Below are 18,761 nucleotides of genomic sequence, written 5' to 3' on the forward strand. Positions count from 1 at the left end.
GTGACGCGCGCCGCCGCCGGTGGCGCCGGCCGGGGCGATCTCGTCCTCGGTGCTATCGGGTCTGTGCTCGTCTGTCTCGGCAGCTTCGGCGTCGGCGACCCGCCGCGCAACACCGCCCTCCTCTCGGACCTGGGTCTGAGCTGGATCACCTACGGACACGGGAAGAACGTCTTCGGCACCCTGTTCTGGCTGGGCGTGTTCCTGATGGTGTTCGGCTGGGTCCGGATGGGTCGTCGGATCATCGAAGCGAACCGCGCCGCCGATCCGGACACCGTCGCCGATGAGCCGGACGCCGTGCCGACGACCCGGGTGCTGCGCCGGTGGGTGCTGGTGTGGGCCGCCCCGCTGCTCGTGGCGGTGCCGGTGTACTCCCGCGACGTCTACGCCTATCTGGCGCAGGGCGCCGTGTTCGGTGCCGGTTTCGACCCCTACGCCGACGGTCCCGCTCATGTTCCCGGTCCACTCGTGGACAGCATGGCGCAGGTCTGGGCCACGACGACCGCCCCGTACGGCCCGTTCTTCATGGGGATGCTGCGCGTGGTCACCGAGATCACCGGCGATCACGTGATCCTGGGCGTCCTGGCCATCCGGCTCGTGCTGCTGCCCGGACTCTTCTTGTCGCTGTGGGCGATCCCGCGACTGGCCGAACGGTTCGGGGCCTCCCCCCAGGCCGGACTCTGGCTGGTGCTGTTCAACCCGATGGTGCTGATCCACCTCGTGGCCGGGCCGCACGTCGAGCTGCTGATGATGGGCGTCCTCGTCACCGGGATCGTCCTGGTGGTCGACGGCCGGCACGTGGTGGGCACGTCGGTCCTGGCGCTCGCCGTGTCGATCAAGATCACCGCCGGGATCGCGTTGCCGTTCGTCCTGTGGATCTGGCTGTCGCACATTCGCTCTCGTCGACCCGTGACACCCCGCGACGTCGTGACGGTGTTCGCGTCGATCGTCGGGATCGCGGTGGCGGTGTTCGGGGTGTGGACCCTGGCGATCGGTCTGGGACTCGGCTGGCTCACCGGCCTGGGGTGGGCCGACGTCATCATCAACTGGTTCACCATCCCCACCCTCGCCGCCCATCTCGTGACCCTGGTCGCCGCACCGTTCGTCGCGCTCAACCTGCAACCGGTCCTCGAGGTCACGCGGGCGATCGGTTCGGTCGTCCTCGCGGTGACGCTCGTCGCGGTGTGGTGGCGGCACCGGCACGACGTCCGCGATGCGGTGGCCGGAATGGCCTGGGCGATGCTGGCCGTACTGCTGCTCGAACCGTCGACTCTGCCCTGGTATTACACGTGGGTGCTGGTGATCGTGGTGGCCTTCGACCTGCCGGTGTGGGTGCGGGCGACGGTCGTAGGAGCGTCGACGTTCCTGCTGATCGTGTTCCAGCCCGACGACGCGATCGTCTTCTACAAGCCGGTCGAGGTGGCGCTGGCAGCAGCACTCGCGGGACTCGCGGCCTGGTCGCTGTCCCATCGGGACCCGTTGCGGCTGGGCCGGTTCGGCCGATGGGCCGGGGCGGTCGGTGGGCCGCCGGACACATCGGGCGCGGACGGGCACACGGTGCGGGACGGGACAGGTCAGAAGGCCTGAGCCTGGGCCCTCCGGATGACCTCACGCGCGGAGTGGGTGTGCAGCGCCGCGGCGGGATGGAGGCCGAGGTCGTCGTGCTCGGTGAACAGCCACGACATCGCCTCGTCGCGGGTGAATCCGCCGTCGAGGAGCACCTCGACCAGACCGTAGAAGTGCTTGACGACACCGTCGTCGTCGAAGAACACCGCCGGGATCACCGGATGACCGTTGCGGGACACGGCGAGCAGGTGGTGATCGCGGATGAGTGTCCGGACCCGGTTTGTCGACACGTGTAGCCGGTCGGCGACGTCGTCGACCGACAGCACCTCGAGATCGGCGGGCAGCTTGTCGGGCGAGAGAGGTAGGGAACCCACGCCGAAAGCCTAGCGGGTCATCGGGGTCGGGTGAAACCTGCGGCGTGACGTGCACCGCGTTGCCTGCCCCCGACCGTCCCGGGCGGCAGGTAGATTCGTACACCGTGAACTCTCCCGTCGACGCCATGCTGGGGGCGGTCCTGGAGGACCGGTACCGGATCGACGCGCCCATCGCGCGCGGCGGCATGTCGGCGGTCTATCTCGCGGTCGACCTGCGGCTGGGACGCGACGTGGCGGTGAAGGTGATGGACTCCCGGTACTCCGGCGACCCACAGTTCTTGCGCCGCTTCGAGTTCGAGGCACGCGCGGTCGCCGGTCTGAAGCATCCGGGGCTCGTCGCCGTGTACGACCAGGGCATCGACAACGGCATCGCGTTCCTGGTGATGGAACTGGTCGACGGGGGCAGTCTGCGAGAACTGTTGCGTGAACGCGGCCCGATGCCGCCCCATGCCGTCGTCGCGGTGGCCGCGCCGGTACTGGGCGGGCTCGGCACCGCACACGCCGCGGGCCTGGTCCATCGCGACGTGAAACCGGAGAATGTGCTCATCTCCGACGAGGGCGAGGTCAAGGTCGCCGACTTCGGACTGGTGCGGGCGGTCGCCGAGGCGGGGGTCACCTCGGCGAGCGTGATCCTCGGGACCGCCGCCTACCTCTCCCCCGAACAGGTCGAGTCCACCCACGCCGACGCCCGCAGCGACGTCTACTCCATGGGCGTGATGATGTTCGAACTCCTCACGGGCAGAACACCTTTCTCCGGCGATTCGCCGCTCGCACTCGCCTACCAGCGCCTCAGTTTCGACGTCCCGGCGCCCGGTGACGTGATCGCCGGGGTGCCCGAGGAGTTCGACGAGATCGTGCTGCGCGCAACCGAACGCAACCCCGCCGACCGGTACGTGGACGGCTTCGACATGCAGCGGGCGCTGCTCACGGTCGCCGACGAACTCGATCTCCCGCCGTTCACGGTGCCGGCCCCGCGCCGGTCGGCCGAGCGACAGACGATGTCCCGCTACCGAGGCCACGATCCCGCCGGGCACGGCACACGGGTGCAGTCGGTACCCGGTCCGCACACCCCGGCGTCCGAGCCGGTGCGGCCGGCGACCGCCGACACCCCGGTCGAGCAACCGGCGGCCGACCGCGACGACCTCGCACCGCCGTCTCGTCCGGTGAGTCGCCGCACCCGGCCCGAGGTCGTGGAGCCCGAACTCGTCGGCGGCAGCCGCCTGGGGGCGGTGCTGTGGATCGTCGTCGTGCTGCTGCTGACCGCCGGGCTCGGCGCCGTCGGATTCTGGGTCGGCAGCACGTTCCTGGCCATCGGCTGACCGGCTGCTCTGCGCCGCCTGACCCGCCGGCCGCGGGCCGCGGGCCGGAGCGAAGCGAGGTTCAGCCGCGCAGCATCTCCGCGACGAGGAAGGCCAGTTCGAGCGACTGCTGGGTGTTCAGCCGGGGATCGCAGGCGGTCTCGTAGCGGCCGCCGAGGTCTAGATCCGAGATCTCCTGTGCGCCACCGAGACACTCGGTGACGTCCTCGCCGGTCAGTTCGACGTGGACGCCGCCGGGATGGCTGCCCAGCGCCCGATGGACCTCGAAGAAGCCCTGCACCTCGTCGACGATGCGGTCGAAGTGCCGGGTCTTGAACCCGGTCGACGCCTCGTGCGTGTTGCCGTGCATCGGATCGCACTGCCAGATGACCTTGTGCCCGGTCGCCTCGACGGCGCCGACGATCGCCGGCAGCACGTCCCGGACCTTGCCGTTGCCCATCCGCGCGACGAGCGTGAGTCGACCCGGCACGTTGTGGGGATCGAGACGTTCGACGTACTCGACGGCTTGCTCGGGGGTCGTCGTCGGCCCGATCTTCACCCCGATCGGGTTGCTGACGAGCTCGGCGAACGCGATGTGCGCACCGTCGAGCTGACGGGTCCGCTCACCGATCCACAGGAAGTGGGCCGACAGATCGTAGAGCACCTTGCCCGGACCGTCGGGGTCGTCGGCCAGACGCAGCATGGCGCGCTCGTAGTCGAGGACGAGTGCCTCGTGCGAGGCGAAGATGGAGGCGGAGTTCAGGTTCGAGTCGGTGACGCCGCACGCGTCCATGAACCGCAGACCGCGGTCGATCTCCGACGCGAGCGCCTCGTAGCGCGCGCCGGCCGGCGACGTGCGGACGAATTCACGATTCCAGTCGTGGACCCGGCTCAGATCCGCCTCGGCCTGGGTCAGGGCGCGGACCAGGTTCATCGCGGCGGCCGCGTTCGCATAGGCACGCACCAGTCGCGACGGATCGTGCGCGCGTACCGCCGCGTCGGCCGGGAATCCGTTGACCATGTCCCCGCGGTAGGAGGGCAGACCCAGCGCGTCGGTGTCGGACGATCGCGGCTTGGCGTACTGGCCCGCGATCCGCGCGACCTTCACCACCGGCATGCTGGCGCCGTAGGTGAGCACGACGGCCATCTGGAGCAGCGTTCGGATGTTGCCCTTGATGTGCGGCTCGGTGTTGTCGGCGAAGGTCTCCGCGCAGTCACCGCCCTGGAGGAGGAACGCACGCCCCTCGGCGACGTCGGCCAGCTGCGCGGCGAGTGTCTGGACCTCGGCGGGCATGCAGATCGGCGGAACCGACTCGAGCACGGTTCGCATCTTGCGCGCCTCGTCGGCCGGCCAGCTCGGCTGTTGCACCGCCGGGCGGCTGAGCGCGTCGTCGAAACGCGATTGGAGATCACCCGGGAGCGGAGGAAGCTCGGGGAGCTCGTCGATCGGCACGTCTACGGTCCAGTTCACCACCCGTCCAGGGTAATGGAGGCGGGGCGCACGACCCGTTCGCGGGTCAGACGCGGGTTTTCTCGATCGCCTCCCAGCGGCGCAGGTTGTGCCGGGCGTCGCTCAGCGCGTCGTGTGCGTCCGACGGCGTGGGCGGAAGCGGCGGCCGGCCCGCTGCCTCCCAGTGCTGGCGAAGTTCGCGGGTGAACCGCGGGATCTCACGCGGTAGCGCGGTCATCGGACCCCACAACTGGCAGAGCACGACGTGGTCGTAGGCGCCCACCCAGGCCCACAGCTCGATGTCGGTGCCGTCGGCGGTGAGGAACTCGAGCAGATCCTCACGGATCCGGCGCCGGTCCCGCCACGCGGACGACGACGGCGACGGCAGCTTCGGCAACACGTTGGCCCGCACCCAGTCCCCGGCGCGGCCGGGGTCGAATTCGGTCGACACCGCATAGAACTCGCGACCGTCCTCACCGACGACCCCGATCGAGACCAGCTCGATGGTGGTGCCGTCCTCGATGAACTCCGAGTCGTAGAAGAAGCGCATGGGTCAAGATTCACACACCCTCGCGCCGACCCGCGCACCGCGCACCGTTTCGCCATACCGCCCCCTGGCTGTCTACCCTGGTATTTCGTGCGCTCCAGGTCTGTGCTGGCGACCGCTCTCCTGGCGGCGTCGATCATCGCGCGGCTCGTCTGGGACACGCTGACCGTGAACGGCAGGAACTTCGTGGACCTGCACGTTTACCGCGACGGTTCGGCGGGTCTCGCCGACGGGTCGCTCTATGTCTTCACCTACGCCGGTGAGACCGACTTCGCGCTGCCCTTCACCTATCCCCCGTTCGCGGCCGTCGTGCTGTACCCGTTGTCGCTCGTGCCGTGGGACCTGGTGGCGATCGGCTGGCAGCTCGCGACCTTCGGCGCGTTGTACGCCTGCATCGTGCTCGCGTTGCGCCTGTGCGGATCGACCACCGACGTCTACGCCATGGCCGCGTTGTGGACCGCGCCCGCGATCTGGTGCGAGCCGGTGCGGGTCACCCTGGACTACGGCCAGATCAACGTCTTCCTGATGCTGGGCACCCTGCTGGCGGTGTCGTGGGCGCGCAGCGATCGCGGGGTGCTGGCCGGCGGCGCGCTCATCGGTCTGATGGCGGGCATCAAGCTGACCCCGGCGATCACCGGTCTCTGGTATCTGGCCGCCCGCAAGCCCCTGGGTGCGGTGGCCGCCGCGGGCGCGTTCGTGTTCACGGTCCTCGGGTGCCTGCTGCTCTTCCCGGACATCACCCGCACCTATTACGGAACCCTCTTCGGCGACGCCGAGCGCATCGGTCCGGTCGAGGCGGTGATCAACCAGAGCCTGCGCGGCACCCTGTCCCGCTTCGTCGGCTTCGACGTGGGGACGGGCTGGATCTGGATGGTCGGCGTCCTGATCGCGCTCGTGGTGGCCGTGTTCGCTTGGCGGTCGGTGTCCGACGCGCTGGGCATCCTGCTCGTCGTGCAGTTCTTCGGGCTGCTGATGTCGCCGATCTCGTGGGTGCATCACTGGGTGTGGGTCATCCCGCTGGCGATCTGGCTCGTCCACGGCGCCGGATCGCGGCGTCGGGGTGCGCGGGTCGTGCTCGCGATGTGGGTGGCGGTCGCCGGACTCGGCATCCCGTGGCTGCTGCGCGTCACCATCGAGTACGGTCCCCAGCTCCCGGCCGCACTCGAGGCGATCTTCGGGGCCGCGTGGCCGGTCGCCACCTTCGTCACCTTCGCCTGGATGATCGCGACTCGCGCCGCGCGCGACGACACCGCGGGCACCCGACCGCTCGACGTGGTCGCCGCGGCCATCATCGTCGACGGCCGGTTGCTCCTCGCGCAGCGGTCGCGCCCGGCCGAACTCGCCGGCCGCTGGGAACTACCCGGCGGCCGCGTGGAGTCGGGGAAACGCATGCAGCGGCGCTGGTCCGGGAGATCCGCGAGGAACTCGGCGCCGAGGTCGAACCGGCGGAGGGGGTGGGCTCCCCGGTGGCGCTGCCCGGTGACCTGACCCTGCACGCCTACGTGGCACGGCTGCGTTCGGGGACGCCGACGGCACTCGAACACCTCGACGTGCGGTGGTTTTCCGCCGACGAACTACGACTCTTCGACGTCGCCGAGATCGTCCCGGCCGATCGCGACTGGATTCCGGAGCTGTGCGCCGTCCTCGACGGCACCCCCGTGGGCGACACCGGCTGATCAGCGGCGGCCCGGCGTCAGGTGCGCCTCAGGCGGCGGCGTCGGCCGCCGGCGGATCGACCGGCGGTGCCTGGTTCTTGAGGCTCGCGGCGTAGACGTCGACATACTGCTGACCCGACAGCTGCATCAGCTCGTACATGATCTCGTCGGTGACCGCGCGTTCGATGAAGCGGTTGCCCTCCATGCCCTCGTACCTCGAGAAGTCCAGGGGCTTGCCGATGCGGACCGCCACCCGGGTGGGTCGCGGGAGGACACTGCCGGGCGGGTTGAACTTGTGGGTGTCGATCATCGCGACGGGAATGACCGGAACCCCGGTGTCCATGGCCAGCCGGGCGAGCCCGGTCTTTCCCTTGTAGAGGCGACCGTCGGGCGATCGGGTGCCCTCGGGATACATCCCCATCAGCTTGCCCTTGTCGAGCTGGCGGCGTGCCGCGGTGAGTGCGCCCTCAGCCGCCTGCGCTCCGGATCGGTCGATGGGAATCTGTCCGACGGCGGTGAAGAACCAGCGCTGGAATCTCCCCTTGAGTCCGGTGCCGGTGAAGTACTCGCTCTTCGCGAGGAAGTAGATCCGTCGGTTGACCATCAGCGGGAGGAAGAAGCTGTCCATCACCGCGAGGTGATTGCTGGCCAGGATCGCCGGACCGTCGGTCGGGATGTTCTCGTGCCCTTCGATGGACGGCCGGCCGAGGACCCGCAGCACCGGGCCGATGAAGATGTACTTGAACGCCCAGTACCACATGAGATTCTCCTCGCCGCGCACACCGACCCGATGACCATCCGCCGGCCGATCGACCCGCGGAGACCGCGGAACCGACGGGTGGCCCGACGCCAAGACCTTACCCGCGTCGAACTCTACCGCCCGGCCGGGACCGGCCGTGGCCTCGCCGGCAAGCTCAGAGCCCGGAGACCGGACGCGACTCGGGGCCGGGTTCGGCGAGGGAGCGGGCGGTCGCCCGGATCGCCTGGCGCGCAACCTCTGCCGCGCCGACGACGCCGGCCGTCTCGCCGAGCTGGGTACCGCGGATGCGAGCGAGCTGGCGGTGCCCGGCGCCGGTGACCTGCCGGGCGTAGTGTTCCCGGGCCTCGTCGAGGAACAGACCCGACGCCGCGCCGACACCGCCGGCCAGCACGATGAGGTCGGGGTCGAAGATGTCGGCGATCATCGCGAGCCCCTGGCCCAGCGACGTCGCGAACCGTCCGAACGCCGCCAGCGCCACCGCGTCCCCGTCGGCGGCGGCCCGGGCGACCCGCCGGCCGGTCAGCGACCCGGGATCGGCCGCGACGTCCGCCGCGAGTTGACTGCGTCCCCAGTCGCCGTCGGCGAGCAACTCCACGACGGTGTCCACCAATGCGGTCCCGCTGCAGTACCGCTCCCAGCAGCCGCGTTTGCCGCAGGCGCAGGCACGCCCGTCCGGGACGATCGTCAGATGTCCGAGTTCCGGTGCCACCCCATAACTTCCGCGGTAGATCTCCCCGTCGATGACGAATCCCGCACCGATTCCGGTACCGATCGCAAGGACGACGGTGTTGTGACCGCGCGCAGCCGCGCCGAATCGCCATTCGGCCACCGCGGCGGCATTGGCGTCGTGTTCGGCGTAGACCGGGATACCCACGCGCCGGGTCATCTCCTCGGCCACCGGCGCCTCACGCCAGGGCAGGTGCGGCGCGAACCGGACGATCCGGCGGTCGGTGGTGAGGAAACCGGCGATCGCGAGCCCGACGGCCTTCGCATCCCACCGGGAGGTCAGCTCGCCGACGAGCCGGTCCAGGCAGTGTTCGAGCGCGGCCGCCGTGGGCGGGGTCTGCGCACGGAGCGTGTCGAGCATCGTCCCGCGGTCGTCGACCACCGACGCGCGCACGCTGGTGCCGCCGATGTCGATGCCGATCGTCAGGTCGCCCATCAGTTCTCCTGCCCGGGACCGGGTTCGGGGGGCGGCGTGGCCCGTCGCGGCGTGTCACCGGGACGCGGCGCCGCGGCGTCGCGACCTGCCGGGGCGTTGAATCGCACCGCGATCGGCTCGTACTGGCGGGGCGCCGACGACGCGGTGGGTGAGGATCGCAGCGCCTCGGCGACGGCCTCGAGCACGGCGATGACCGCCGCGATCAGCCGGGCGACGAGGTCGCCGATCTCGGCGAGCAGCGAGGTGATCTCCCCCGATGCCCCGGCGAGAGCGTGTCCGAGCGGGCCACCGTCGGCGAAGGCCGCGAAACCGGGCCGGGCCCCGGCCGCAGTCCCACCGCCGGGGGCCGCCGTCTGCGGGGCCGGCGCGAAGAGCGCGGCCAGGTGGTCGATCTGGGTGGCCAGTCCGAGCAGCAGGTCACGCACCGGGTCGGCGGAATCGTCTCGACGCTCGTGCGCAGACCCCTCACCGGCCTGGCGGAACGTCTCGTCGTCCGTGCCCATCGCGAACTCTCCCCTTCTCCTGGCCCCACGGGTACACCCACCCGCATGTCTGTCGTCCGGATCACCGGCACCGTACCGTGCCGAGTCACTCGGTGCGGTCTGGCGAACGTACCCCGCTCGGGCGGATTCATTCCACCATCGCCGTTCCGCGCCGAGAGTGACCGGATCAGTTCTGGGGCCGGGGCCAGACCGACGGATCGGGGACGAACCCGATGCCCAGGTTCGTTCCGTCCCAGTCGGCGTCGACCACCGTGCATCGCCGCAGCACCGACGGCAGGCGCACCGGGTGGCGGAAACCGGCGATCGTCACCAGCAGGTCGTCTCCGCTGCGCCCGAGGGCCAGCGAATCCGGATCGGGTAGGCGCTGCGGCCACGACAGCCGATACACCGGGCCGGCCGGCCCGCCGCCCACGCGTCCCTGCCCCGCCTCGACCTCGGCCGCGGCCGACCCCCGCGGCATGCCGTGCGGCGCCGGCAGCGACACCGCGAGCTTGCGGAGCCGGGCCATGCGATCGATCGTGTCGGCCGACTTCTCGACGACCTGGACGCGGACGGATGGGGAGCCGTCGGCAGCCGCGAGTTCGGCCTGCACCATCTCGGCGATCTCGGCCACGGGCTCGGCGCCGACGCCACCGTTGAGCTGGACCGAGGCCAGGGGCAGCCCCATGAGGTCGGCGGCGGCGAGGTGATGACCGGTCAGTCGCCGGCTCCGGTCGTCGGCGGCGAGCACGAGGTGCACCGCCACCGCGTGGGGGTCGGCGAACAGTTCGGCGATGTCGAGGCAATCGCGGTCGATGGCGTCGACGGCGGCCGTCAGCTGGGCGACCACCGGACGTTCGGCGGCCATCGCGAGACGGCGGTGCCGAGGCCAGAACCGATTCAGCGCTTGGCTGAGAACTGCTCCGCCACGCAGGAATTGCAGCGGGTCACCACACCCGGAACAGTCGACGACGATCCGCTGCCACCGGCCGCTGACCGCCTCGTCCCGGATACGCCGCAGCAGGAGGAAGTCGTCGATCCCCGGCAGCGAGGTGAGCTCGGCGGCGTCGATCCCGGCCAGCGTGCCGACCCCGGGCAGCATCGTCTTGCTGCGGCTCACCGTGTGCTCGAGGACGTCGACGAAAGCCGACCACGTGCGTTCGGTGAGGTCCAGCCGGTCCAGGCTCAGCAGGTGGAGGTACTTGGAGACCACGACGGGCTCCCCGGGCCGGCGATACACCCGTGCCCACTCGTGCACCGGCGACCAGCGGTCGACGGTGATGAGGAGGGTGTCGGATTCGGCGGCGGCGAGGCCCGATCGGGCCGAGGGTCGCGCCGCCCGGTTCGCGACGGGGCGCTGGGTCGCGCCGGCGGCTGCGATCGCGGAGACACCAGAGCCCCCCGGACCGAGCACCACGTGGATGGGTGTGAGATCGATCAGCCTTCGACCCTCTTCTTGAGGTCGTTCAGCGCAGCATCGGTGATGGCCTTCTCGGCGCGCCGTTTCAGCTGTCCGATCATCGGCACCTGCAGGTCGACCATGAGTTCATAGGTCACCTTCGTCGATCCCGGAACCTGTTGGGTGAGTACGTAACGCCCGCGCTGATCCTTCTGCAGATCACTCGACACCAGGCGCCACGAGACCGCTGTGGTGTTCGGATCCCATTCGTAGGCAAGCACATACGTGTCCTGCAGGACTCCGGCGTCGAGCATGAACCGGACCTCGGTGGCGCGGCCGGACTCATCGGTGCGCAACACCTCGACCTCGCGAGCCGCGGTCACCCACTCGGGATAGTGCTCGAAGTCGGCGATGACGGCGAGGATGGCGTCGGCGTCGGCGCCGATGACGATGTCGCGTTCGGTGTGGTCGGCCATCACCGTGTCCCGGCCGCGGACGCGTCTCGTCCTGGTGCGGCGGCCTCGTGACCGGCCGCCGGCCCACCGACGACACGGCCGTCCTCCAGCAGTCTCTTGACCTCGAAGGAGACGTCCTTGCCCGTCACCCGGCGCTGCTTGTTCACCTCGGCCAGCACGTCGGCCCGGGCTCGCGCGTCCTCGGGCAGCGGGCCGGTGGGCTCGGCGTGGAGAAAATAATGAAGGACGAAGCCGTCGAGGACCGCCTCGTTCCAGATCTCCATCGTCCCCGACACCGGACCCTCGACCCGCCAGCGCACGCCCTGCTCGCCCCGGTCCTCGGTGACCGCCAGACGGAGGTCCGGCCACCATTTGCGCCAGTTGGCGGGGTCGCCGATCACGGCGGCTGCCGACGGCGGTGCCGCGGCGACGAAGACCTCGTCGGCCACCTGGATGCTCGTCACGCCCACTAGCTTCACATACTCGCGTCGACGCAGGGTAGTGCACCCGAAACCGACGTCGCGATCAGTCCCGTTCAGCAGCGGGGATACGATTCGGTCACTGATGTCTACTGGAGGGTAACCACGATGGGTGAGTACAGCGTGCCCGCGAAGTTCTCGATCGCCGACGACGAGAACTGCACGAACATCATCTTCGGCCTGGCGGAGCGGTCACCGCAGCACATCGTGTTCCGCCACAAGCAGGGCGACCGGTGGGAACCGGTGACTGCCGCCGACGCCGCCTCCCGGATCTCCGCGATCGCCAAGGGGCTGATCGCATCCGGCGTCAATCCCGGCGACCGGGTGGCGCTGCTGTCGCGCACCCGCCTCGAGTGGAACCTGTTCGACTTCGCGATCTGGTCGGCCGGCGCGATCACTGTTCCGATCTACGACTCCTCCTCCGCGGGTCAGATCGAGTGGATCATGCAGGATTCCGGTGCCGTGGCGATCGTCCTCGAGGACGACGGACATCGCGCCGAGTTCGAGTCCATCGATTCCCTCACCGCGCCGGTCACCGTCTTCCAGATCGACCGCACCGGCGCGCCGGGGGCGGTCGACGAGCTCGTCGCGGCGGGCGCCGACGTCCACGACGACGAGGTCGCGGCCCGCCGGGCCACCGTCAAGGCCGCCGACCCGGCGACCCTGATCTACACCTCGGGCACGACCGGACGCCCGAAAGGCTGCGAGCTCACCCACGCGAACATGCTGTCCGAGGTACGGGCGGTCCTGGCCGGCGACATCCTCGACAAGGTCATCGCTCGCGACTCCAAGCGCCTGCTGATGTTCCTGCCCCTCGCCCACGTGCTCGCCCGGGCCATCACGCTCGTCGCCATCGAAGCCGGCGCGGAGGTCGGGCACACCAGCGACATCCCGAACCTGGTGGACGAATTCGCCGTCTTCAAACCGTCGCTCATCCTGTCGGTGCCGCGCGTCTTCGAGAAGGTCTACAACACCGCACGCCAGAAGGCCCACGACGGCGGCAAGGGCAAGATCTTCGACGCCGCGTCGGACACCGCGATCGCCTACTCGCAGGCGAAGGAGAAGGGGCAGGTCGGCCTCGCGCTGAAGGTCAAGCACGGCGTCTTCGACGCGCTCGTCTACAAGAAGCTCCGCGCCGCCCTCGGCGGCGAGTGCCAGATGGCGATCTCCGGTGGCGCTCCGCTCGGCGCCCGCCTGGGCCACTTCTTCTCCGGCGTCGGCGTGCCCGTGTTCGAGGGTTACGGGCTGACCGAGACCACCGCGGCCTTCAGCGTGAACACACCGTCGGCATCGAAGATCGGCAGCGTCGGGAAGCCGTTGTCGGGCAACGCCGTTCGGATCGGAGACGACGGCGAGGTGCTGCTGCGCGGCGGAGTGGTCTTCACCGAGTACTGGCAGAATCCGGAGGCCACCGCATCGGCGGTCGTCGACGGATGGTTCCACACCGGTGACCTCGGCACCGTGGATGCCGATGGATTCATCACCATCACCGGCCGCAAGAAGGAGCTGATCGTGACCGCGGGCGGCAAGAACGTCTCCCCCGCCGGACTCGAAGACGTCATCCGCGCCAATGCATTGATCTCGCAGGCGACCGTCGTCGGTGACGCGAAACCGTTTGTGGCCGCACTCATCACGATCGATCCCGAGGCGTTCCCGGCGTGGAAGGAACGCACCGGCAAGCCGGCGTCCGCGACGGTCGCCGATCTCGCCGACGACACCGACCTGCGGGCCGAGGTGCAGTCGGCCGTCGATCTCGCCAACAAGACGGTGTCCAGCGCCGAGTCGATCAAGAAGTTCCGGATCCTGCCGACCGATTTCACCGAGGAGACCGGCGAGATGACGCCGACCCTCAAGGTCAAGCGCAACGTCGTCGTGCAGAAGTTCGCCGGCGACATCGAGGCGATCTACCAGCGCTGAGCCCGGCGCCGGCGGCGTGGGCCGCCTGCGCCGGTTGCTCCTCAGAGCAACTGGCGTAGGCGGGCCGCCATCTGGCTCCACTGCCAGTTCTCGACGACGTATCGCCGTCCCGCCCGGCCCATCTCGGCGGCTGCGGCGCGATCACCGAGGATCGACAGGATCGCCAGGGCGACGGCGTCGACATCAGTGCCGTCGACGGCGGTGCCGGTGACCCCTTCCTCGATGGTCTCCGGGGCACCCCCGGACAGGCCCGCGACCACGGGCACGCCGGACGCCGACGCCTCCAGGTAGACGATGCCCAGCCCTTCCACGTCCAGACCACGACCCCGCGTGCGGGACGGCATCGCGAACACGTCCGCGATGTTGTGGTAGGCGGCGAGTTCGTCGGCGGGCACCGAACCGGTGAAGATCACCTCACCCGCCACCCCCGTGTCGGCGGCGAGGTCGCGCAGGGTCTTCGCATAGGGACCACCGCCGACGATGACGAGCGTGGCGTCGGGAATCGTGCGCCGGATCAACGGCAACGCGCGGATCAGGACATCCTGACCCTTGCGCGGCACAAGTCGCGACAAACAGAGGATCGTCGGCCGCTCCCCCAGGTCGAGACGTTCACGAAACCGCTGACGCAGCACCGGATCCGGGGCGAAACGTTCGGTGTCGACGCCTGGGGGCAGATGTTCCAGGGCCGCGCGGGCACCGAAGGCCGATGCGAAACGGCCGCGGGTGTAGCGGCTGACGAAGGTGATCACGTCGGTGTGGCGACCGATGTGACCCAGCACCTGTCGCGCGCCCGGGAGCATCGACCAGCCGACCTCGTGACCGTGTGTGCTCGCGACGATCCGCTGCGCGCCCGCACGACGCATCGCCGGCGCCAGGACGGCCAGCGGTGCGGCCGCCCCGAACCACACCGTCGAGATCTGTTCTCGGCGCACGATCTCGGCGGCGCGCCGCGCGACGAACGGAGTGGGCAGCATGAGGGTCGTCGGGTGCCGGTACACCCGGTATGCCGCCGCCGCGTCGAACTTCTCGTGCGAGTCGCCCCGCCACCGAGGCGCGTAGACGACCACGTCCTCCGGGGGCAGCAGGTCCACGAGATTCTGGAGGTAGGACTGGATGCCGCCGGGCCGGGGCGGGAAATCGTTGGTGAGCAGCAACGTCCGGGCCATCAGCCGGCCTGCCGTACCAGCCAGCGCTGCCACCCGGCGAGCAGTTCGGCACGCGTCAGCCCGAGGCTCGAGGCGATCGCCGCGTCCTGGGCCGTGGGCACGGCCGACGCCGCGACCCCCACGTACATCTTCTTCAGTCGGACCTCGTCGAACCGATCGGCGACGTAGGCCGCCAACGACCACGCACTCTGATAAGCCACCTGTGAAGTCTGCCCGTCCATCGCGAAGTCGGCGTCGGCGGGTGGGCCCGCGGGCACGGCGCCGGCGCGCACGGTCGCGGTCAGATCGGGAGCGGCGTCGGCGAACCGCGTGTAGGTGCCCTTGCGGCCGACGTACTCGGCCACCCCCTCGGTGATCCACAGCGGCGCGTCGAGCGCGGTGGAGGTGCGGGCGGCGACGTGCGTCAGCTCGTGCCGGAGCACCACGGCGAGTGTCGGGGGCGCGAGCTCCCGGACCGCCGGGGTCAGGATGATCCGCTGTCCGGTCGCGGTGCGCTGCACCAGGTCGACACTGCTGTACACCGTCGCGGCCGCCGCCGTGTCGGTGGCCGCGCGCCCGTCGGGCACCAGCGCGCTGAACTCGTCGTCGGTCGCGGTCGCCACGATGACGGCGCGGCGATCCCAGGAGTCGCCCCAGAAGTCACTGACGGCATCGACCGCGGCCGGCAGCTCACGCCGCAGCGCCGTCACCGCCGGTCCGGTTCGCGGGTACGACGCGACCACCGACGTGCCGCCCGCGGTCGCGGTGTCGGCGACCTGGAGACCGGGCAGCTCCCACATCTGGGTGGGCGACGGGTCACGACCCAGCGCCTCGGCATCGGCGACGAGGCGCCACTCGTCGCCGTGGCGGGCGACCACGAACTGGGTGCCGACGACCACCTCGGCCTCGGCGATGCCCGGAACGGTCTCGCCGCCGAGCGCGTAGCGCAGCTCCACCGGTACCACCCACGAGTCCGAACTCCCCCCGGCGTCGAGGAGTTCTTGGAGCTCGCCGGGGACGAGGACCTCCGCCTCCTCGGTGGGCGCGAGCTGATACCGGAACCTCGCGAACCGCAGAGTGCCGGAACGATCGTTGCGCGGCGTGAACCGGCGGGGCGCGAACGTACTGGTCGCGGTGAGGAATCTGTTCTTGAACGCGGGGGTGGCGGCGGTGTCGAACAGGGTCCCGATCGCCCGTATGTCGCCGGAACGCACGGTCTCGGTGAGCGAGTCGAGCAGCCTGGTCACCCCCGCGGCACGATCACGCTCGTAGACGTTGACCTCGGAACTCGGCGTCGACTCCGCTCCTGCCGATGGGCTCGCTCCCCCCAGCGGATCACCCGTGCCGCATCCGGTGAACGTGCCGACGACGACCAGCGCGACGACCGCCGACGACAGGCCGGCACGCCGACGCCGTGAGATCACCGTGGTCTAGAACCGGCGAGCGGAGTTGTACGGGCCTGCCTCGTCGATCGGCACGACCTTGACCGGGACGCCGAAGGTCGAGGCATGGATGACATATCCGTCGCCGACGTACATGCCGACGTGATGCGCGTCCGGGTAGTAGATGATCAGGTCGCCGGGCTTCAGATCGTTGCGGTCGACGGCGGTCCCGCCACCCATCTGGGCCTCGCTCGACCGCGGGATGGTCTTGCCCGCCTGCTTGAATGCCCAGACCATCAGGCCGGAACAGTCGAATGAGCTCGGTCCGGTGGCGCCCCACACGTACGGGTCACCGATCCGGGTGAGTGCGGCCTGCACCGCGATCAGTCCGGCCGCGGTACCCCTGGGCACCAGACGCGGATCGAAGTCGAAGGTGGGTCCGCGCAGCGCGGCGAGCTGCTTTCCGGTCATGGACTTGTAGATCGCCCGGATCTGGATCGCCTGGAGCTGCAGGTCGGCCTGTTTCGTCTGCAGATCACCGCGGACCCGCTCGGCGCGGGAGACCGCCTCGGAGGCCGCCACCGCCGTCTGCTCGGCGTCTTTCTTCGCGATCTCCGTGCGTGCGCGAACCTTCTTGATGGCGGTGAGATCCGCCGACGCCTGACGCGAGATCATGTCCAGGCCCGACATCTGGTCGAGAAGTGCCTGGGGCGAGTCGCTGATCATCACCGCGTAGAGGCCACTCACGCGAGCGCCCTGGTAGCTGGCGCGCACGATGGCGTCGACGCGGTTCTGGTGCACCGCCAGCTGGGCGCGGCTCCTGTCGAGCGTCTGCTGCGCCTCGGCCGCCGCCCTCTTGGCCGCTGCCACGATGCCGCGCTGCTTGTCGTACTCGATCTTCGCGTTGTGCATCGCCTCGGTGGTCTTCTCCGCGTCGATGCCGAGCTGCTTGTAGCGGTCGAGCAGCTGATCGGCCGAGCGCGCGGGCACCGCACGGGCGTCCCCGACACCACCTGAGATCGTCGGTATGAGCACGGCGAGCGCCGACAGGACGCAGACCGCGAACATCAGCGGACGCGAACGCATGGGTGGCCGCATGACGCGAGCCCGCCCCTCCCCGATCAGCACGGTCCTACTCACTCCCTCGTGTGTGCTCGTCGATCCTGAGCAACCCGGGCCTCCCGTCACCCGTGCCCCACGTCCCGTCGACCACCCTAGGGCGCCGACAGGCCCCCTGGACTGGTTCGGGCGGATCGCAATCCACGCGATCCGCCCGTCCCGAGACCCTCGTGCTCAGTCTGTCCGTGTTCGGTTGTCGTCAGTAACGACGGATTCCCGTCAGGGTCCACTCCTTGACGGCGTCGCGCTTGACCGGCGTGCCGTAGTTGGACGAGTGGACGAACTGGCCGTTGCCGACATAGATGCCGGCGTGGCCGCCACCGTTGAAGATCATGACGTCGCCCGGCTTGGCTTCGGAGTAGGACACCGCACGTCCGCCGCCGAGCTGGCCGTAGCTGTCGCGCGGAATGTTCTTGCCGGCCTGCTTGTAGGACCAGTAGACGAGACCCGAGCAGTCGAATGCGTTGGGGCCGGCGGAACCGTAGGAGTACGGCGAGCCGATCTTGCTCTCAGCGGCCTTGACGGCCTTCTCACCCGCGGTCAGCTGCGGCTGGCCCAGGGGCGCGCCGCCCTGCGGACGGAACTGCTGGGGAATCTGGTCAGGGGCGATGCCCGGCACGGTGAACTGTCCCAGGTTGGGGATCTCGACCGTGGCCGCGGGCGACTTCTTCACGGGCGTCGCCGGGGGTGCGGGCTTGGCGTCCGGGGCCTTCGCACCGGGCAGGGCCGGGATCTCGAAAGTCCCCAGCGGGGTGTGGACCGGGGCGGCGAGAGCAGGGCCGGCGGCTGCGGCGAGCGAACCGAGCGTGATCGATCCGGCGATCACCGCCTTCTTGGCGACCGTGCTGCCACGATTGGGCTGTTCCAAACGATGTTTGGCCACGAAGCGAGTTCTCCTTCAGATCTTCCTCTACCGCCGACCGAGTTAGCTGTCGGGTTCGGGCCGGAAGAGTGGCCCTACGCGTGTTTCGCGCATGAGGTATCCACTGGACACTCATGCGTGGCAACGCGATTCACCCCGATTCGGAACGGATTCGCGTGAGACGCATCCGTGGTGATGCGCTCCGACGAGCCCGCCCGAAGGTTGTGGTTCCCCGGTTCGCCGCAAGGGCGATTGAGCGGTGACTACTGCGGACCACTTCTGTTGAAGCGGGACGCTCCGCAAAGGTCTCAGAAAGGTTACGAAATCGGATGCGCTCTGTCCACTAAGCGACAGACAGCCAAACCTCGGCCGATTTTCAGCCGGCCCTGAGGACCGTCACAGAGGCGCGTCGATCTGGTGCCTGAACTGCGGTTTTCGCCGATCTTGCAGATCGTGCAGCGCCACTCGTCACCATTGCAGCAGCCTGCAGAACGTCGATCGCGAGGTCGATCTCGGCGTCCGCCTCGACCGTCGCCGCCGTTACCGAAACTCCACCTTCGTCGGGCATATCGTCCCAGCTCGGACCGCCAAACAGCACCGTCATCATGCACCCGTCGCAAGCGACGGGACGGGCGGGGCATCGTGCACAGTCGACGTACATCGTGTGATCTCCATCTCATCTGGTGAGGCGGGGCCGTGTCGGCCCTCGTAG

At 69.6% G+C, this 18,761-nt stretch carries 17 protein-coding genes, 1 pseudogene and 1 riboswitch; of the genes and pseudogenes, 4 read left to right on the forward strand and 14 right to left on the reverse strand.

Translation table 11 applies throughout. The features are described from left to right. Positions 1–1,584 carry an alpha-(1->6)-mannopyranosyltransferase A gene (locus AC3B5T_RS22680; RefSeq protein WP_055476144.1) on the forward strand — a complete coding sequence of 528 codons (1,584 nt, stop codon included), beginning with the start codon at positions 1–3 and terminating at the stop codon, positions 1,582–1,584. Here the strand turns inward: AC3B5T_RS22680 and AC3B5T_RS22685 are convergent. Then, positions 1,572–1,937, reverse strand: coding sequence for an Rv2175c family DNA-binding protein (locus tag AC3B5T_RS22685; RefSeq protein ID WP_010843646.1), 366 nt, complete (start codon positions 1,935–1,937; stop codon positions 1,572–1,574). The genes AC3B5T_RS22680 and AC3B5T_RS22685 overlap by 13 nt on opposite strands. 104 nt (positions 1,938–2,041) lie before the next feature. Here AC3B5T_RS22685 and AC3B5T_RS22690 point away from each other — a divergent pair, with 104 nt between their 5' ends. Then, positions 2,042–3,256 (forward strand): protein kinase domain-containing protein, encoded by a 1,215-nt coding sequence (locus AC3B5T_RS22690; RefSeq protein WP_055476115.1) that lies wholly within the window; start codon positions 2,042–2,044, stop codon positions 3,254–3,256. A 61-nt stretch (positions 3,257–3,317) separates the two neighbouring features. Here AC3B5T_RS22690 and AC3B5T_RS22695 read toward each other — a convergent pair whose 3' ends face one another. Together AC3B5T_RS22695 and AC3B5T_RS22700 are read right to left on the reverse strand one after the other, a co-directional pair. Then, positions 3,318–4,709, reverse strand: a complete 1,392-nt coding sequence (locus tag AC3B5T_RS22695) for a class II 3-deoxy-7-phosphoheptulonate synthase (RefSeq protein ID WP_014927310.1) — start codon at positions 4,707–4,709, stop codon at positions 3,318–3,320. A 43-nt stretch (positions 4,710–4,752) separates the two neighbouring features. Continuing rightward, positions 4,753–5,235 (reverse strand): polyadenylate-specific 3'-exoribonuclease AS, encoded by a 483-nt coding sequence (locus tag AC3B5T_RS22700; RefSeq protein WP_010843643.1) that lies wholly within the window; start codon positions 5,233–5,235, stop codon positions 4,753–4,755. A 102-nt stretch (positions 5,236–5,337) separates the two neighbouring features. Between AC3B5T_RS22700 and AC3B5T_RS22705 the strand changes: the two are divergent. Next, a pseudogene (locus tag AC3B5T_RS22705) lies at positions 5,338–6,908 on the forward strand (mannosyltransferase). 28 nt (positions 6,909–6,936) lie between these two features. Here AC3B5T_RS22705 and AC3B5T_RS22710 read toward each other — a convergent pair. The 6 genes from AC3B5T_RS22710 to AC3B5T_RS22735 form a co-directional block, all read right to left on the reverse strand. Then, positions 6,937–7,647, reverse strand: coding sequence for a lysophospholipid acyltransferase family protein (locus AC3B5T_RS22710; protein WP_014927312.1), 711 nt, complete (start codon positions 7,645–7,647; stop codon positions 6,937–6,939). Positions 7,648–7,801: 154 nt separating this feature from the next. Beyond that, positions 7,802–8,809 (reverse strand): ROK family protein, encoded by a 1,008-nt coding sequence (locus tag AC3B5T_RS22715; protein WP_010843640.1) that lies wholly within the window; start codon positions 8,807–8,809, stop codon positions 7,802–7,804. Beyond that, entirely contained in the window at positions 8,809–9,312 is a 504-nt protein-coding gene (locus AC3B5T_RS22720) for a hypothetical protein (RefSeq protein WP_055476113.1), read from the reverse strand. Before AC3B5T_RS22720 ends, AC3B5T_RS22715 begins: the two co-directional genes overlap by 1 nt. Before the next feature lie 166 nt (positions 9,313–9,478). Next, on the reverse strand, positions 9,479–10,708 hold the full coding sequence (locus AC3B5T_RS22725) for an ArsA family ATPase (RefSeq protein ID WP_055476112.1): 1,230 nt from the start codon (positions 10,706–10,708) through the stop codon (positions 9,479–9,481). Positions 10,709–10,728: 20 nt separating this feature from the next. After that, positions 10,729–11,166 carry an SRPBCC family protein gene (locus AC3B5T_RS22730; RefSeq protein ID WP_014927314.1) on the reverse strand — a complete coding sequence of 146 codons (438 nt, stop codon included), beginning with the start codon at positions 11,164–11,166 and terminating at the stop codon, positions 10,729–10,731. Further along, the gene (locus AC3B5T_RS22735) at positions 11,166–11,624 is read right to left on the reverse strand and encodes a hypothetical protein (protein ID WP_488357954.1); all 459 of its coding nucleotides are present in this window, start codon (positions 11,622–11,624) and stop codon (positions 11,166–11,168) included. Before AC3B5T_RS22735 ends, AC3B5T_RS22730 begins: the two co-directional genes overlap by 1 nt. 108 nt (positions 11,625–11,732) lie before the next feature. On the opposite strand from AC3B5T_RS22735, the gene AC3B5T_RS22740 reads away from it, so the two are divergent. Further along, on the forward strand, positions 11,733–13,541 hold the full coding sequence (locus tag AC3B5T_RS22740; protein ID WP_010843635.1) for an AMP-dependent synthetase/ligase: 1,809 nt from the start codon (positions 11,733–11,735) through the stop codon (positions 13,539–13,541). Between the two features lie 41 nt (positions 13,542–13,582). Here AC3B5T_RS22740 and AC3B5T_RS22745 read toward each other — a convergent pair whose 3' ends face one another. The 5 genes from AC3B5T_RS22745 to AC3B5T_RS22765 all read right to left on the reverse strand — a co-directional run bounded on the left by AC3B5T_RS22745 (position 13,583) and on the right by AC3B5T_RS22765 (position 18,656). Then, positions 13,583–14,707: a glycosyltransferase family 4 protein gene (locus AC3B5T_RS22745; RefSeq protein ID WP_488358792.1), complete on the reverse strand. Its 1,125-nt coding sequence runs from the start codon at positions 14,705–14,707 to the stop codon at positions 13,583–13,585. After that, positions 14,707–16,110, reverse strand: a complete 1,404-nt coding sequence (locus tag AC3B5T_RS22750) for a hypothetical protein (RefSeq protein ID WP_488357956.1) — start codon at positions 16,108–16,110, stop codon at positions 14,707–14,709. Before AC3B5T_RS22750 ends, AC3B5T_RS22745 begins: the two co-directional genes overlap by 1 nt. A 6-nt stretch (positions 16,111–16,116) precedes the next feature. Further along, complete coding sequence (locus tag AC3B5T_RS22755) at positions 16,117–17,154, reverse strand: NlpC/P60 family protein (protein ID WP_488358793.1); 1,038 nt, start codon at positions 17,152–17,154, stop codon at positions 16,117–16,119. 232 nt (positions 17,155–17,386) lie between these two features. Further along, positions 17,387–18,070, reverse strand: a complete 684-nt coding sequence (locus AC3B5T_RS22760) for a C40 family peptidase (protein WP_014927320.1) — start codon at positions 18,068–18,070, stop codon at positions 17,387–17,389. 16 nt (positions 18,071–18,086) lie between these two features. Further along, positions 18,087–18,318: riboswitch (cyclic di-AMP (ydaO/yuaA leader) on the reverse strand. Positions 18,319–18,425: 107 nt separating this feature from the next. Next, positions 18,426–18,656, reverse strand: a complete 231-nt coding sequence (locus AC3B5T_RS22765; protein WP_231632728.1) for a hypothetical protein — start codon at positions 18,654–18,656, stop codon at positions 18,426–18,428. Positions 18,657–18,761 lie beyond the last annotated feature (105 nt).

Source organism: Gordonia sp. G4, from assembly GCF_057770005.1.

Bases quoted from the DNA above. Each gene is read 5' to 3' on its own strand.
- AC3B5T_RS22700 (WP_010843643.1), bottom strand. From the start codon at position 5,235: ATGCGCTTCTTCTACGACTCGGAGTTCATCGAGGACGGCACCACCATC.
- AC3B5T_RS22710 (WP_014927312.1), bottom strand. From the start codon at position 7,647: ATGTGGTACTGGGCGTTCAAGTACATCTTCATCGGCCCGGTGCTGCGG.
- AC3B5T_RS22715 (WP_010843640.1), bottom strand. From the start codon at position 8,809: ATGGGCGACCTGACGATCGGCATCGACATCGGCGGCACCAGCGTGCGC.
- AC3B5T_RS22720 (WP_055476113.1), bottom strand. From the start codon at position 9,312: ATGGGCACGGACGACGAGACGTTCCGCCAGGCCGGTGAGGGGTCTGCG.
- AC3B5T_RS22730 (WP_014927314.1), bottom strand. From the start codon at position 11,166: ATGGCCGACCACACCGAACGCGACATCGTCATCGGCGCCGACGCCGAC.
- AC3B5T_RS22740 (WP_010843635.1), top strand. From the start codon at position 11,733: ATGGGTGAGTACAGCGTGCCCGCGAAGTTCTCGATCGCCGACGACGAG.
- AC3B5T_RS22745 (WP_488358792.1), bottom strand. From the start codon at position 14,707: ATGGCCCGGACGTTGCTGCTCACCAACGATTTCCCGCCCCGGCCCGGC.
- AC3B5T_RS22755 (WP_488358793.1), bottom strand. From the start codon at position 17,154: ATGCGTTCGCGTCCGCTGATGTTCGCGGTCTGCGTCCTGTCGGCGCTC.
- AC3B5T_RS22765 (WP_231632728.1), bottom strand. From the start codon at position 18,656: ATGATGACGGTGCTGTTTGGCGGTCCGAGCTGGGACGATATGCCCGAC.